The organism is Alteromonas sp. RKMC-009, assembly GCF_003584565.2.
Taxonomy (GTDB): Bacteria; Pseudomonadota; Gammaproteobacteria; order Enterobacterales; family Alteromonadaceae; genus Alteromonas.
Window position 1 is genome coordinate 765,879 of the sequence record NZ_CP031010.1, and the last position, 16,369, is coordinate 782,247.

At 50.0% G+C, this 16,369-nt stretch carries 12 protein-coding genes; 5 read left to right on the forward strand and 7 right to left on the reverse strand.

Translation table 11 applies throughout. The annotated features are described in order from the left end of the window. The 5 genes from ispF to DS731_RS03395 are packed head-to-tail and all read right to left on the reverse strand — an operon-like array spanning position 1 to position 4,905. Positions 1–474 carry a 2-C-methyl-D-erythritol 2,4-cyclodiphosphate synthase gene (ispF, locus tag DS731_RS03375; RefSeq protein ID WP_119499998.1) on the reverse strand — a complete coding sequence of 158 codons (474 nt, stop codon included), beginning with the start codon at positions 472–474 and terminating at the stop codon, positions 1–3. A gap of 14 nt (positions 475–488) precedes the next feature. Continuing rightward, positions 489–1,190, reverse strand: coding sequence for a 2-C-methyl-D-erythritol 4-phosphate cytidylyltransferase (gene ispD, locus DS731_RS03380; RefSeq protein ID WP_119499999.1), 702 nt, complete (start codon positions 1,188–1,190; stop codon positions 489–491). 3 nt (positions 1,191–1,193) lie between these two features. Continuing rightward, complete coding sequence (ftsB, locus tag DS731_RS03385; RefSeq protein ID WP_119503280.1) at positions 1,194–1,484, reverse strand: cell division protein FtsB; 291 nt, start codon at positions 1,482–1,484, stop codon at positions 1,194–1,196. A gap of 56 nt (positions 1,485–1,540) precedes the next feature. Beyond that, complete coding sequence (locus DS731_RS03390) at positions 1,541–3,250, reverse strand: TIGR03545 family protein (protein WP_119500000.1); 1,710 nt, start codon at positions 3,248–3,250, stop codon at positions 1,541–1,543. Positions 3,251–3,273: 23 nt separating this feature from the next. Then, entirely contained in the window at positions 3,274–4,905 is a 1,632-nt protein-coding gene (locus DS731_RS03395) for a methyl-accepting chemotaxis protein (protein WP_119500001.1), read from the reverse strand. Positions 4,906–5,275: 370 nt separating this feature from the next. On the opposite strand from DS731_RS03395, the gene putA reads away from it, so the two are divergent. Beyond that, positions 5,276–9,076 (forward strand): bifunctional proline dehydrogenase/L-glutamate gamma-semialdehyde dehydrogenase PutA, encoded by a 3,801-nt coding sequence (putA, locus tag DS731_RS03400; protein WP_119500002.1) that lies wholly within the window; start codon positions 5,276–5,278, stop codon positions 9,074–9,076. Between the two features lie 105 nt (positions 9,077–9,181). Here putA and DS731_RS03405 read toward each other — a convergent pair whose 3' ends face one another. Beyond that, complete coding sequence (locus DS731_RS03405; RefSeq protein ID WP_119500003.1) at positions 9,182–9,796, reverse strand: TIGR04211 family SH3 domain-containing protein; 615 nt, start codon at positions 9,794–9,796, stop codon at positions 9,182–9,184. Between the two features lie 203 nt (positions 9,797–9,999). Here DS731_RS03405 and DS731_RS03410 point away from each other — a divergent pair, with 203 nt between their 5' ends. After that, a complete protein-coding gene (locus DS731_RS03410) occupies positions 10,000–11,505 on the forward strand; it encodes a CYTH domain-containing protein (RefSeq protein WP_119500004.1) in 1,506 nt (501 codons plus the stop codon). Between the two features lie 54 nt (positions 11,506–11,559). Next, positions 11,560–12,624: a DNA mismatch repair protein gene (locus DS731_RS03415; protein WP_119500005.1), complete on the forward strand. Its 1,065-nt coding sequence runs from the start codon at positions 11,560–11,562 to the stop codon at positions 12,622–12,624. 41 nt (positions 12,625–12,665) lie between these two features. Here the strand turns inward: DS731_RS03415 and mutH are convergent, their stop codons facing one another. Then, positions 12,666–13,340 (reverse strand): DNA mismatch repair endonuclease MutH, encoded by a 675-nt coding sequence (gene mutH, locus DS731_RS03420; protein WP_119500006.1) that lies wholly within the window; start codon positions 13,338–13,340, stop codon positions 12,666–12,668. Positions 13,341–13,446: 106 nt separating this feature from the next. On the opposite strand from mutH, the gene rppH reads away from it, so the two are divergent. Both rppH and ptsP read left to right on the forward strand, forming a co-directional pair. After that, positions 13,447–13,992 (forward strand): RNA pyrophosphohydrolase, encoded by a 546-nt coding sequence (gene rppH / locus DS731_RS03425; RefSeq protein WP_119500007.1) that lies wholly within the window; start codon positions 13,447–13,449, stop codon positions 13,990–13,992. A gap of 34 nt (positions 13,993–14,026) precedes the next feature. After that, positions 14,027–16,318, forward strand: coding sequence for a phosphoenolpyruvate--protein phosphotransferase (gene ptsP / locus DS731_RS03430; protein WP_119503281.1), 2,292 nt, complete (start codon positions 14,027–14,029; stop codon positions 16,316–16,318). Positions 16,319–16,369 lie beyond the last annotated feature (51 nt).

Sequence of the window (16,369 nt, forward strand, 5' to 3'; positions counted from 1 at the left end):
TTATTTAGCTCTGATCAGCACAACAGCGTGGGCTGCAATGCCTTCTTTGCGGCCGGTGAAGCCCAGTTTTTCTGTTGTCGTGGCTTTTACGTTGATATCGTCAACAGCGCATCCGCAGTCACTGGCGAGAACTTCCCGCATTGTTTGTACATGAGGGGCCATTTTGGGAGCCTGCGCAATAATGGTCATATCGGCATTGCTCAGCACATATCCTCTTTCTTTCAGTAACCCGACTACGTGCCGGAGCAGAAAGCGGCTGTCCACACCAGACCACTCGTCATCAGTGTCCGGGAAGTGTTTACCAATATCTCCCATCGCTGCAGCACCCAAAAGTGCGTCACACAATGCATGAATTAATACATCGCCGTCAGAATGGGCCAGTAAGCCCTGCTCGTAATCTATGCTGACGCCGCCGATAACAATGGGGCCTTCACCACCAAATTTATGAACGTCGTAACCATGACCAATACGCATAGGTGCCTCTTAAATTATAAAGTTTGGGTTTGTTGCAGATAAAATGCTGCCAGCGGCATATCGGCAGGGCGTGTAATTTTGATATTTGCCGGATTACTGTCAATCAGGGCTACCTTATGACCGGCTGCTTCCATGGCTGAGGCTTCATCGGTAACGGGAATATTTTTTTCCTGTGCCTGTATTAATGCCTGCCTGAGTTCGCCGGCACGAAACAGTTGTGGTGTCAGCGCATGCCATAGTTGTTCTCTGCATTCAGTGTGGGAAATAATATTATTTTTACTCGCCATTTCCCGCTTCATGGTGTCTTTTACCGGCGTTGCCAGAATGCCGCCTGCCACGTCATCCCGCTCTCTGACCTGCAACAGTGTGTCGATATCAGTCAGTGACACGCAGGGCCGCGCCGCATCGTGAACCAGGGCCCAGTCATTGTCGTTCAGTTGTGAGAGGGCAGCGAATACCGAATCTGCCCGTTCTGCACCACCATCAACCACAGTCAGCCAGGGGGCACTAGCCACCGGTAACTCCGGAAAGAAAGGATCGCCGGCACTGACCGCTACTACAATATGAGAAATTTTCGGATGGGCGTGCAACGCGGAAAGCGTATGCTCAAGAATGGTTTTTTCGCCGATCCTGAGATATTGCTTTGGTCTGTCAGCTTGCATGCGGCTGCCGACACCTGCTGCCGGTACCACAGCAACTACAGAAGGATGAGACATGGACTATTCGTTATCCGCGGGAAGGATCCGGTAGAAGGTTTCGCCCTGCTTAATCAGGCCCAGTTCGTTTCTGGCCCGCTCTTCAATAGACTCAAGGCCGATTTTTAAATCGCTGATATCAGCCTTAAGCAGATTGTTTCGCTGGGCAAGATTGTCGTTCTGTAACGACTGTTGCTGAACTTCCTGTTTAAGCGCAAGGTAGTCTGGCAGTGAATTTTTACCGAACCACAAGCGGTACTGGAGTAATCCCAGCAACACTATCAGTACAACGGTAACCCACTTATCCTGCCACACGGCAAACACCTTAACGTTAAATAAATGACTATTATGCCTGTACTGGTCCGGCGGGTCTACTGACCAAACTTGCTTTTAAGTTTGTCCAGCAGTTTATCCTTTTGCTTATCTATCACGCTGTTAAGCTGTGTTTTTAATAGCCCTTCCAGTTCGCTGCTGTCTCCCTGCGCCGCTTTCAGCATGCTCTCCACACTCACCAGTTCGGTTTGTGTGTCTGACTGCAGGGCGCTGATCTTACTGTTGAGTTTATTCATGGCTTCGTCCAGCTTATCCTGTTGAGATGCCGTTAACTCTGTAAGTGCAGCCTGTGCCAGCTTATTATCGAGATCTGACTTGATACTGAAACCCGGATCGCTGAGCGTACCGGATAATGCCATTTGCAAATCCAGCGACGATAGCTGTTTCAGTGCATTGGCAATGGCGGTAGTGAGTTTGTTGGTGCCGGCGGCTTCCATCGCCAGGCCGGCAAGATCGATATCGCTGCCGCCACTGAGCTGGTTATCTTTAACAGACATACTTCCGGTGGCACTCATCAGGGCTTGTTGTAAAGCGGCAGAGAGTTTCTCACTTTTGACCATGGGAATGTCTGCCAGATTAATGCCCGATAGCGACCATTGCTGGAATGCCTCAACCACGCCGTCGTCAATGCGGAACTGCCCTGACGATTCAAACTGTTTAAGTAAGGCACCGGCAGCAGAAATGGTGAAGGTAGTCGCATCGCCGGCCACATCGTGCATGTTGGTGATGTTCTTCCACACGCTGCCAATGCTTTCATCCTGCCATTTCACTGACACTTCGGCGTCTTTAACCAGAATATAAGGTAAATCAGCAGGGGCTTCTTCTGCAGGTTGCGTATCGCCCTGTATCAGAGGCAACACAATTTCTACGGCAGACATGAGGTACTGTGTATATTCCGCGGCTTTGTCGCCGAACACCATTTGCGTAACCTGCTGCATGGCGGCATCGTCGCCGGCGATAACATTTTTAATGAACTGATAATCCTGCTGCGGGGCGTTCTTCAAGGCTTTGAGGCTGTTTGACAGGGCGGTTCTGGCATCACCCGCTTTGTCAGTGAATTCCCGGATCCTGGTCCGGTCTGAGGTAATTTCTGCTTTCAGAGACTCAAGCTTTTCCTTTGCAGAAAGCAGGGTTTGAGGATCTTTATAATCTGTATTTTTCAGAGCCTCAATCTCTGATTTATAGAATGCGATTCTGGATTTGTCCGGCAGAGCCTTGTAATTCGCTTTTAAATCTTCAGAGTAAGTGGAGTAAGCCTGTTGCGCCTGTTCCACCGCCGCAGTAGTTTTCAGCGGCGAGCGGGCCAGCAATTCATCCACCGTAGGAACCGCGTCTTTGGCTTTTTGTTTCATTTCATCAAAGGTCAGACTCTGAGTTGGCTGGCGGTATACCGCACCTGGCGTACTTCTGGGCTGATTGAACTGCACGTCCAGCACGGACAGTTTATTCACAATGACCTGATCTGACAGCAAGGGCATCAATGCCACATCGCCGTAGGCTTTGCCTACCACAACCTGATTCCTTGCCGGCGTAGTGGCATCCGTCAGTTGCACATTTTCAAGGGTAAAGGTAGTGGGGTACAGCGAGTGATCAAAGCTGCCGATGTTTACCTCTGCACCGTAAGATTCAGACAACTGAGATTCCAGTACGGACTTAATGAGGGTATTGGCAAACAGCCAGTACGCCACCACGAGCAGAACGATAATTAAAACGGGATAGTAGCGCTTCTTTACCCTCAAACCTGACATGAATAACTCCTGGTTGGATGCGGTCAGTACTGGAATTTTCGCATAGCCTGACGCGCCTGCTCAACATGACCTGCCAGTGCGATACTGGTTTGTGTCATTTCTTCTACGTTAGACACAGTATGCCTTGCGGACTCAGAAAGTTCATTTATTCGCAGGTTTACTTCCTGTGCCGCGTCACTTTGCTGGCCGGTAGCCTCCGCAATATGCCGGTTCTTAGCGGCGATGTCAGACATAATACTTAATAAAGTACGTAAGGTTTCATCTGCCTGTTTGACATTGGCAACGGTGCTGTCTACAGCAGACTGACTGGTTTTAACCGCGTTCACTGCGGCAGATGAGCCACTTTGTAACTCCTGAATCATTTGCTGAATTTCATCAGTACTCTGACCGGTTCTGCTGGCGAGCGTACGTACTTCATCGGCCACCACAGCAAACCCGCGACCCTGTTCACCGGCACGGGCTGCTTCAATAGCCGCGTTAAGTGCCAGTAAATTTGTTTGTTCTGAAATACCACGGATAACATCAAGCACGCTGCCAATCTTGTCACTCTGCTGGGCAAGCTGGCTCACTGTATTCACCACGGATTCAATACTCTGGTTCAGCGACTGAATGTCTGTTACTGATTGCGCAACAGCCTGAATCCCTGCTTTTGCACTTTGACCCGCCGACTCCGTAGAGTGGTCAGCTTCTGCGGCATGACGACTGACATCGCCAATATTCACAGTCATTTGTTCCATTGCAGAGGCAACCTGTATGGCATTGTGACTCTGCGTTTGTGCCTGACTCTCGCTGGACTGACGGATATCAGCTAACCGCGAACCTTCCTGTGCGACCTGTTCTATTGCACCATGGAGAGACTGCAATGACTCCCTCACTTTCGCCACAAACGCATTGTAATGGCGGCTGAGTCTGGCTATTTCATCGTTTCCGTTTTCGGGCAATTCACGGGTTAAGTCCCCCTGACCCTGGGAAATGTCTTTCATCCGCTCAGTCGTCGCACGTAGCGGGGTAATAATGCTCTGACCAATTAACCAGGCAAACAGAATAACCAGGATCAAACACACCACGCCCAGGCCGATAAACACATTGCGGATATGAGAAAACGCTGCGTCGAGACGGGTAAGGTAAATGCCGGTGCCAACGGTCCATTGCCAGGGGGCGAAACGTTTTACGTAGGATATTTTATCCACGGCTTTTTCGGAATTGGGCAATGGCCAGACGTAGGGAACAAAGCCTTCATTCTCAGACTTCACCAGCCGTGCCATGGTGACGAAGAACTTATCGCCGTTAGCATCTTTGAAATCCGTTAAATCCTGACCGTCAAGCGCGGGCTTCAGAGGATGCATGACCATGGCCGGCGTATCATCCTGGATCCACAAATAGTTACCGTCGTCATAGCGTATTGCTGCTATAACACCTTTGGCCTGCATTTGTGCTTCAGCTATGGTCATATCCCCGTTTTCTGACAACGTGGAAAAGTGTTCCAGCACCGAGTAAGCCGATTCAACGATGTGCTTCGTCTCCTCATAAGCCTTGTCTTTTTGCGCTTCATAGTGTTGCTGCAACACGACCACTGTCATTACAAGCAGCAGGCCTGCTACCAGCAGTACAAGAAAGGCTAACCGTTGAACAACGCTGAAATTTCGTAGCTTCATGATATCTCATCCATTTGTTTATGAAGGGAGTGTAGGAAAGCTTTCGTCATTCTGCCATATGAAAAACGGTGAATATCAGTAAGAAAGTTGTATTTTGCGGTGGCCTTTTTCCAGGCCCGCTCGGGGATGTACATCTTTTTATACAATTCGCGCCGGACGACAGAAAAGTCAGGACAGAGCGCCCCTTTTCCTTACCGGGGTTTGTGATAGCATGCCGCCGCTGAAAGCCGGTCGTGATCTTTACAGGTCAGGGAACATACTAATGATCAACAATCGACTTTACTTGCTATTTCAGCCCCTGAAGGGCATCGTGAGTGCAAGAATCAATCAGCAGGTAATGACAACACCATACAGATAAAGAAGGGTTTCAATGCTCACTAATGACAATCTTAATACGCTGCCTTCTATTCGTCAGCGCATCCGCGACCACTACCGTATCGATGAATCCACCGCGATAGATCAAATTCTGCCTGTTGCCGAAGTCAATCCGAGAGCACGAAGCCGTGCCTGGGAGCGTGCACGTAAAATGGTGTTGCAAATCCGCCGGGAGCAGGAAAGTCATGGCGGCGTTGATGCCTTACTTAATGAGTATTCGCTGTCTACCGCTGAAGGTGTGGTGTTGATGTGTCTGGCCGAAGCGTTACTTCGTGTGCCGGATAAAGCCACTCAGGACGAGCTTATCCGTGACAAACTGTCAAAAGGTCAGTGGACTCCGCACCTGGGGAACTCAGATTCCATGTTCGTTAACGCATCGGCATGGGGTCTTCTGTTAACCGGTAACATGGTTAACTATGCGGACAAGCGTCGCAAAGAGCAGTTCGGCTTATTGAAACAGACCCTTGGCAGATTGGGTGAACCGGTTATCCGCCGGGCAATGAACATCGCTATGCGGGTAATGGGCCGTCAGTTTGTTATGGGTGAAACCATTGCTGATGCGGTAGAGCGGGCGAAAGAGAAAGAGAAGAAAGGTTACGTCTATTCTTACGACATGCTGGGCGAAGGTGCCCGCACCATGAAGGATGCAGATCGTTACTACGACGCTTATGTTAAGGCCATTAAAGAAATCGGCAAAGCGGCAGCAGGTCGCGGGCCCAAGCGTTCTCCCGGGATTTCTGTCAAACTGTCGGCGATCCATCCCCGCTATGAATTTTTACATGCAGGACGGGTGATGGCGGAAATTCCGCCCAAGCTGAAAGCCCTGTGTATGATGGCGAAAGAGTACGACATTGGCCTGACTGTTGACGCTGAAGAAGCGGATCGTCTGGACATTTCTCTGGACGTCATCGAAACCGTGTTCCGCGACCCGGACCTTGAGGGCTGGACAGGATTTGGTCTGGCAGTTCAGGCTTATCAGAAGCGGGCTATTCATGTTATTGAATGGTTACGCACGCTGACACTGGAAGTGGGCCGCAGCATGATGGTGCGGCTGGTTAAAGGCGCTTACTGGGATACAGAAATTAAAATGACCCAGCAGGCCGGTGTGGACGGTTTCCCTGTATTTACACGGAAGTCCTCGACTGACGTGTCTTACCATGCCTGTGCTAACCGCTTGCTGGACTACCGTGATTCGATTTACCCTCAGTTTGCTACCCACAATGCGTACAGCGCATCGGTGATCATTGAACTGGCCGGTGATGACAAAGACGGGTTTGAGTTCCAGTGTCTTCACGGTATGGGCGACACCCTGTACGACCAGGTCGTGACGCAGGAAAAAATTCAGTGCCGGGTATATGCGCCGGTGGGTGAGCATGAAGATCTGCTGGCTTACCTGGTTCGCCGCCTGTTGGAAAACGGGGCGAACTCATCTTTCGTTAACGCAATTGTTGATGATGAAAAGCCGGTTGAATCACTGTTGGAAGACCCGGTTGAAAAAACCCAGCGTCTTAAAACCCGTTACAACAAGCAAATCAGTGCCCCACGGGATCTGTACGCGCCGGAGCGTGACAACTCCCGCGGTCTCGACCTCACTGATGTTAACGCCGTGCACGCGCTTCAGCATGAACTGGCCCGCTGGAAAAATTATTATGTGGTAACTGACGGTAAATTACCGGAAGGGGCTACGGCAGTTCTGAACCCTGCCAATAAATCTGATGTGGTGGGTTTCCATCATTATGCAGAACAAAAACAAATGACAGAAGCGCTGGACAAAGCCCACAACGGTTTTGCGGCCTGGTCAAAACGTTCTGTGGAAGAACGGGCGGACATTCTTGAACGCACAGCTTTTGCTCTTGAGCGGCATATGGGCGAACTGATTGCCATTTGTATCCGTGAAGCAGGTAAAGTTACGCAGGACAGTATCGACGAAGTCCGTGAAGCTGTGGATTTCTGTCGTTACTATGCCGTCCGCGCCCGTGAGCTGGACGAGGATCAGCGTTTTGTTCCCCGTGGTGTTGTGTTGTGTATCAGTCCCTGGAACTTCCCGCTGGCGATTTTCTTAGGTCAGGTGGTGGCAGCGTTAGCGACCGGTAATACGGTGGTGGCGAAGCCTGCTGAACAAACCAGTATGATCGCTAAACGTGCGCTGGAAATTATGCACACAGTGGGTCTGCCGGAAGATGCTCTGCAACTGATTATTGCGCCCGGCAAGCATGTCGGCAGTACATTACTGCCTGATGAGCGCATTAAAGCGGTGATGTTCACCGGTTCAACCCAAACCGGTACGTTGATTTCCCAGTTACTGGCAGAGCGGGGCGGTGAGCAGGTTCCTCTGATTGCTGAAACCGGTGGTCAGAACTGTATGATTGTTGATTCAACGGCCTTGCCTGAGCAGGTGGTGGATGATGTGGTTCATTCTGGCTTCCAGAGCGCCGGTCAGCGCTGTTCTGCATTGCGGGTGCTTTACGTTCAGGAAGACATTGCTGATGATTTAACTGACATGCTCATCGGCGCGATGAAGGAACTGAGTATCGGCGATCCGGCCCTTCTCAGTACTGACGTAGGTCCTGTGATTGACGAAAAAGCTTTCAACAGCCTGAAACAGCATGAAGAAGCGATGCAGGATAAAGGTAAATTGCTTTACCAGTGCAAGATCCCGGAAGGATGCAATGACGGGTATTTCTTCCCGCCAACTCTGTACGAGATTAAGAGTATTGATGTGCTGGAGCGTGAAGTTTTCGGTCCGGTCATTCATATCGTCCGCTTTAAAGGTAAAGAGATCGGCGAAGTGGTGGACAAGATCAACAGCACCGGTTTTGGCCTGACAATGGGCATTCACTCCCGTATTGAAGAAAGGGCAAACGAACTGGCCGCCCGCAGCCGTGCCGGTAACGTTTATGTCAACCGCAATATGATTGGCGCCATCGTCGGCGTACAGCCATTCGGCGGACGGGGATTATCCGGTACCGGGCCTAAAGCCGGCGGTCCAAACTATCTGCGCCGTCTGATGCAGGAACGTGCTACACCGAAGCCTTCTCAGGTCGACGATATCGATAATCTGGATGCTGCATTATCCGGTGAGAAGCAGGATGCCGAAGCTGCAACCCGCCTGATGAATCAGGGTGTTAATGTTGAGGCGCAATGGCGACATACTCCGCTGAACGACCGTATCTCTATGGTGCGTCAGTTACTGGCAAAACTTGCCAGAGTCGACATTGTTGATGAACTGGCGGATGACTTAAACCGCACCCTGGCAACCGCCCGTCAGCAACTGACAACGGTTGAACGCACATTGTCCAAACCCACACAGCTTCCGGGGCCGACTGGTGAGTCTAACAAGCTTTACCTTGAACCCCGTGGTGTACTGGTTTGTTTCGCCGATAAAGGCGTGACATTCGAATACTGGACGTTGTCTATCGTGACTGCACTGGCAACCGGTAACGTAGTGGTATCAGTAGTATCTGATCTGTTTTATGAAGAAGCGCTGGAATTCCAGAAGCACTTTAATAAAACCGGTGCCGCTGAGGGAGTATTCCAGGTAGCAAGATTAAGTCATTTAAATGACCTGCTTATGCACGAACATCTGGCCGGTGTGGTGGTGGATTCTCACACTGAACGTACTGCTCAGATTGCGGCCATGTTATCTTCCCGCAAGGGCGCTATTCTGCCGGTAATTACCGCAGAATATAACGATAACCTGATCCAACGTCTGCTTACCGAGAAAACCATCAGTATTGATACCACCGCATCCGGCGGTAATACTTCGCTGATGACGCTGGTGGAAGACGACGAGTAAGTCCTTAAGGTCTGTCGTAAACACCACAAAAAACCGGTCCCGTTAAAAAAACGGAACCGGTTTTTTTTAATCTTAAATAAAATGGCGTTGCTGGTTTTGTCCGGCTTACATCCATTCGTCGTTACGACGACGCTTCTTCGGCAGGAAGGTAAGGATCACGCCAAGCAGTACGCCACCACCGGCAACAATACCGCCCCAGGTAAACCACTTGATCATCTCATCTTTACTCTGCTGTTCCAGCTTATTGGTAAGACGGGTAATCTGAGTTGTCTGATCGCCGGTTTCGTCCTGAAGTTGTTTCAGTTCCTGACGGGTCGCGTTCAGTTGCTGTTTCAGCCTTTCATTCTCTGACTGTAAACCCTGTACGCTGGCTTCGCTGTCAGCCAGGCGCTGAGTCAGCAACGGAATTTTCTCGGCATAAGACATTTCATTACTGATAAAACGGGTTTCTACCCAGCCAGTGCGGCCTTCATTATCTTTTATCTGCGTAAACTCTGTCTCGTTATTTCTGTCCAGTACAGTAATGGGCGTTCCGGCGGCCACAGAGCCTAAAATCCGGTAGTTCCGGCCCGCACCCGTATGAAGAAATACGAAAAGATCGTCGCGGATATAATTTGAAGAAGAAGCTTCCAGCTGCAGAGATTCTTCAATGGAATCCTCCTGTGCGAAAACCTGGATTGAAAGACCAATTAATGCGATGGTCAGCCATTTTCGTAACATAGTGCGTCCGTAGTTGTTTTAAGAAACTGTGTGATGTTATTGGCTGCAAACCTGAAAGGCAAGCGTACCCGCCACATTGGACCGGCAACCCGGCTGACAGTTCACTACGTTTGCACATTTGTAAGGTGATCATCCGTTGCGAAAAATATTATACGAAGGTATTGTGTCGGAATACTGACACTTACCGACCTGCCTTTTTCTCTATGTCGGAAATAGAAATAAAATTTGTTACCCGCGACAATGCTTTACCTGCATTTGTCGAAAAAGTGCTGCCTGCCTTTGAGCAGGCTGGTTTCAGCATTTCCCGTGAGCCGGAAATGCGCTTGCAGAACGATTATTACGATACCGCAGACCACCTTTTCCAGCAGGAAAAGATGGGCTTCCGCGTCCGTGGTAACAATGGCCGTTTTGAACAGACCATGAAAACCCATGGCAAAGTCAGCGGCGGTTTGCATGAGCGTGCCGAGTACAATGTGGCCCTTGACGGTGCTGAGCCGGACTTGCGCCTGTTTCCCGGGGATGTCTGGCCGGAAGGCTGGCAGATTGAGCAGGTAAACGACAACTTGCAGCGCCAGTTCAGTACCCATTTCGTAAGAACCGCGTTCGATGTTGAATGGGACGGCGCATGTGTAGAAGTAGTGATTGACGAAGGTGAAGCCAGTACGGGTAAGAACAGCTCTCCCATCCATGAGATTGAGCTGGAACTGAAACAGGGCGAAGTCTCTCATCTGTTTACACTGGCAAAGTTGATCACAGAAAACACGCCTGTGCGCCTGAGCGACGTGTCTAAAGCTGCGCAGGGCTACCAGTTGCTTAACGGGCTGTCGCCGGTTATTTCTCAAATGCAGCCTTATTTAAAGCTGGAGCAGGGTACATCAACCGAAGAGGCTTTCTGCCGGGCAGTGCAGCAAGCATTGTCTCACTGGCAGAAACATGAGCATCTGTATTTCGAAACCGGGTCTGTGAAGATGCTCGGCGAAATCGTTAAAAGTGCACGCCTGTTGTTGCAGACAGTATCTTTGTATCTGCCTGTTCTGCAATGCCCGCAATTATTGTCAGTGCATCAGTTGCTGATGAAATATATGCAAGTCTGGTTATGGCAGGATGATCTGCAGAGCCTTCGCTATCTGTTGTCGAAAAAGAGTCTGTTTAATAAATGCCTGAGTCGTTATCCGGCACTGACCAGTTATTTGCAGGGCAGAAAAGCCGGGTTAATTCATGCACACACACCTGATGAAATACTGTACAGTAAACAAACTAATACGTTAAAAGTATTAGTTGCTCAGTTATTGCAGGAAAAACCCTGGCGCCAGCATTCAACTGCATACAGTCTGCCGGTAATGGAACATGCGCAGGGGTGGTTATCTCAGGGCTGGCAAACGGTACAACAAACCATGCCGGGCAGCAGAACAATGACACCCGAAAATTATCTGGCCATTGGTGTATTGCTGAGACAAACCTTGTGGAACGGTTTTCTGCTGGCTGATTTATTTGATGAAGAACGGCATCATTTCCGCGCGCCATGGTTAGACATTCTTACCGGAATTGACGAATTAAAAGCGTTAATGATGCTGCGGGGCCTTGCTACTGAATCTGAGCTGGACGAACTGTCAGATGTATTCAGTTGGGTGGATGATAAGATTGCTAATTTGATGCATGTCATGGAGAGAACCAGACAAGCCGGTATGCAGGGCGACGTATACTGGTAAGCAGGCTGTCTGGTCGCACAACGTTACTTGAAGGAAGTGAGGTAGAAATACATTATGTTGCATCGCTACACCCTTTTCGTGCTGGTTTTGCTCTACCTGGTGCTACTGGTTCAGTTCTTCAGGGAAAAACACCGTGTTTCCGGTGCGCCATGGGTGCTGGCAGCCATGATAGTGTGGCCATTCATTCTCACTGATGAATGGTTGCGTGCCTTCGGACAGGATGCCGCCGGACTGTCGGTGCTTACTGTATTTACCCCGTTGCTTTCACTCACATTACTGTACCGTAGTGTCAAACTGCTGGTTATTGATAATGCCAGACCTTCCAAATTGTTACTGTGGCTGCCGGTAGCCCTGGCGCTGCTGGCAGAAATCCCCTTATTCTTTGTCAGCGCTGAAGAAAAAGCGCAATGGCTGATCTCCTCTCCCACAGGTCATCCGCTGGACAACTGGCATATTTACCTGGTTTATATGGTCACCGGATTCGGTATTCTGGTACTCGGGATCCTGATTACAGAACTGATACAGAATTACCACCGTTACCTGTCATCTCAGGTGGCTGATGTGCGGGAATTTCGTGTGCAGTGGCTCGGCGGTGCTATGGGAGTTACTGTTGGTCTGGCATTCTGCTGTATTTTGCTGGTCACAGCCGGTGCATTCGGTTTTTTCGATATTCATTTCTGGCAGTCATTGTTTAACCTGCTGTTTGCTATCGCCTTACTGCAAACGTTTATTGCTGTTATTCGTCCGCAACACACGTCTCCGTCGCCGCTGGACTATCACCGCCTTGACGATTTAAAAGCCGAACAGTGCATCATGCGGGAGGCGCTGGTGAAGGCTGAGCAGACAATGACGGATGCAGAAGCGTATAAATCCCCCGGCTTGCAGCTGAAAGCCTTTGCCGGTCAGTGCCATGTGGATCCCACTACCCTGGTGATTGCGCTGAGGTTACTGGAAAAAAGAGATTTCAGAAGCTTTGTTTACCAGTACCGTCTGGCCTATGCCAAAAATGAGCTTCTCGGTAGTGATGACTCACTGGCGGCGCAGGCGAAACGTTTTGGTGTGCATTCAGAACAGTTTCTGAGTGGTGTAATGATGAACCACATGCGTAAGCAAAGATAGTCTGTTGCGCGTTGTCACCTGCCGGCCTGAAAAGGCAGATATCAGGTAAAGTGACGGTGCAATACTGCGCCGGTAAACGAGGTACGTAAGTAAAATCCTCTGGGACGGGTTTTTATTTTCTGTCCGTCAGCATCAAAGGCATCTGTCAGCACGTTACCACTGGCTGCTTTAGGACGGATGTGCAGTGCCTGACCCAGACGCGCAGTGATTTTTTCTACTTCCCCCAGCACAATCATTTCTGTGAGTTCTTCCCAGTCTTTTTGCAAGATTGCGTCTTCCCTGGCGTCCGGTTGCCAGAAAAATGCCGTGGCAACACGTCGCTGTGCGAGGGGGATGGCGCGGTCACCTTCCAGCGGCACCCATAAAACCTGTTGAAGCTTATTGCGCACATTAGATGTTTGCCAGGTGGTACCGGGTTTACTTATCAGCGGCGCGTAACATACATACGTGGTTTCCAGCGGATTAAAATTTCCGTCAATAGGAATCGTTTTCAGCTCTACACCGAGTTCAGGAAAGTCCTGTTGAGGCTTAGACCCGGCTGTAGCTCCCAGCCATTTTTCTATCAGCATACCCGGCCAGCCCTTATGCCGTTGCAGATTTTCCGGAATGGCTACGTGCGCCAGCTCTGCCAGTTCGCCCAGTGACAAGCCGGCAATCCGGTAGCTGCGTGCCAGTAACTCTTCCGGTGTAGCGGGGGCGGTATCGGGTGGCTGCAAGAGACTCTCCGGGTAATATTTGCTGAATTAGGATTAATGCTTTGAAAGGGCTATAGTTTATGGAAGAATGCAGAAATAGAAAAGTTTATCGTGCCCGGGAGTCTATGTGATAGATGCCGACGGATTCCGTGCGAATGTGGGCATAGTGATTTGCAACAAAATGGGTCAGGTGTTTTGGGCAAGGCGTTATGGTCAGCATTCATGGCAGTTTCCACAAGGCGGAATTGATGAAGGGGAAACTGCAGAACAAGCTATGTACAGGGAGTTGCACGAAGAAGTAGGGTTAACGCAAAAAGACGTTACTGTTTTAGGTGTTACCCGCAACTGGTTGCGATACAAATTGCCAAAGCGATTAATTCGCCAGGGCAGTTCTCCGGTATGTATCGGGCAAAAACAGAAGTGGTTTCTGCTTCAGTTAGATTGCCAGGAAAAAGATGTCAATGTGCTCAAAAGTGGTCATCCTGAATTTGATGACTGGCGCTGGGTGAGTTATTGGTATCCCATCCGAAATGTCGTGTCTTTCAAACGGGATGTATACCGTAAGGTGATGAAAGAATTTGCCGGTGTTGCAATGCCCGCGGGTCAACGCGTGCAAAACAATCCGCCGGGGAAACCCAACAAACGTAACCGCAAGCGCCGGCGTAGCGGTTAAACAGGAGAGCATCTTCGTGGCTGGAACCGGGAACATACTCACCACGTTAAAACGCATCGTACAGGAAATGAACCAGATCCCGGATTTGGATCAGGCTTTGTTTCGTCTTGCGTCCCGGGTTAAGCATACGATGCAGGTGGACTCCTGCTCTATCTATCTTGCTGATTATGAAAAGCAGGATTTCGTGCTTAAAGCCACAGATGGTCTGCACCCTGATGCGGTGGAACTGGTCCGCATCGGATTCTCCGAAGGCTTAATAGGTCTGGTGGGGCAGCGTGAAGAACCGCTGAATATCGAAAATGCGCATCAACATCCCCGCTTTAAGCATTATCCAGAAGTAAAAGAAGAAAACTACAACGCTTTCCTTGGTACACCGATCATCCATCAGCGCAAAGTGCTGGGCGTGATCACCATGCAGCAAAAAGCCATGCGCCGTTTCGGCGAAGACGAAGAAGCATTCCTCGTCACACTGGCTACCCAACTTGCGCTTGAAATCACCAATGCGGATATCCGCGGTGCACTTACGCCGAATGCGGCAGTGGAATCTGTTCCGAGACAAAAAAATGTGCGCGGTATTGCCGGCTCTCCCGGCCTGGCTGTGGGTACTGGTTATTCCACAGACAGTTCAATTTCCCTCCGTAACTGGGTAGTAAAACGCTGTACTGATAAAGATCTGGAAATCCGTCTGTACCGGCGAGGTGTAGAACTTACCCGTAAGCACGTTGATGATTTATCCGGTCGTCTGGATGAAGCAATTCCCGATGACGTGAAGTCCATTTTTCAGCTTTATCATCATTTGCTTGACGCCAACAGTCTGGGACGCGAAGTCGAAGCGAAAATCCGTGAAGGGTGGGATGCAGCCTCATCGCTGAAAATGGTGGTGGAAGATTACGCCGCTAAATTCCAGAATATGGAAGATCCTTACATGCAGGAGCGGGCAATTGATATTGTTGACCTGTCGAACCGGATCCTGCTGAATATTCTGTACGACAATAAAGGCAAGACGCCGGTTAATAACGAGGTAAAAGGCGACAGTATTCTGGTTGCTGAAGAAGTCAGCGCCTCTATGCTGGCAGAGTTTCCGCGGGCTTACCTTAAAGGCATCATTTCTATCCGCGGGTCGAACAACTCCCACGCCGCTATACTCGCCAGAGCCATGGGGGTGCCGGCGGTTATGGGATGCCAGAACGTCTCCCCGGCGCTGCTGAACGGTAAAGAAATCCTGCTTGACGGCTACGCCGGTGAAGTGATTATTTCGCCGGAAAAAACCATCCGTAATGAATTTACCCAGCTGATTGCTGAAGAAGCGACCTTGTCTGAGCGTATTGATGCTGAAGCAGGGCAGGTATGTAAAACGCAGGATGGCTGTCGCATTGCGCTTTATGTGAATGCGGGGTTATCGGCGGAGATCGAAGCGACACAATTTGCTAATGCTGACGGCATTGGCCTTTACCGTACCGAAATTCCGTTCATGCTCAGAGAGCGGTTCCCGTCTGAGCAGGAGCAGGTAGAACTGTACCGGCAAATCCTGATGGCCTCACCGGAACAGCCAATCACCATGCGTACGCTGGATGTCGGCGGTGATAAACCTTTGCCTTACTTTCCGATTAACGAAGAAAATCCGTTTCTTGGCTGGCGGGGGATCAGACTGACGCTGGACCATCCGGAGATTTTTCTGGTACAGGTGCGGGCAATGTTGCGGGCCAGTATTGGTTTAACGAATCTGCAAATCATGCTGCCAATGATCTCCTCCGTCGCGGAAGTTCAGGAGGCAAGGCGTCTTATCGACCAGGCTTTCTTTGAAATCAGTGATGAAGTTAAAGACATGGATGTACTGCTTGAACGTCCGAAGCTGGGTATTATGCTGGAGGTGCCTTCGGTACTTTATCAGTTGCCACAGCTGGCCAGACAGGTAGATTTCTTCTCTGTCGGTAGTAATGACTTAACGCAATATTTGCTGGCGGTGGACAGAAACAATACCCGTGTGGCCAGTTTATATAACAGTTACCACCCGGCGGTGCTCAGTGCTCTGTATGATATCGTTAAGCAGGCGGATGCCAATCAGGTACCGGTTACTGTTTGCGGAGAGATTGCCGGTGAACCGGGCGGTGCCATTCTGCTTATGGGAATGGGTTACCGCAAATTAAGTATGAACGCCCACAACCTGCGCAAAATAAACTGGGTGGTACGCAACGTTTCTCTGGAAGAGTCTAAACAACTGCTTATTAAAACCCTGACAGCAAGTACTCATGAAGAAGTGTTTGTTTATATCAATCAATATCTGGAACAGCGCGGGCTGGGTGGTCTGGTACGGGCAGGCTCATAAAGTAACCATTTATCTCCTTGTTATTACTAAACAAATATTACTTATGCCCGA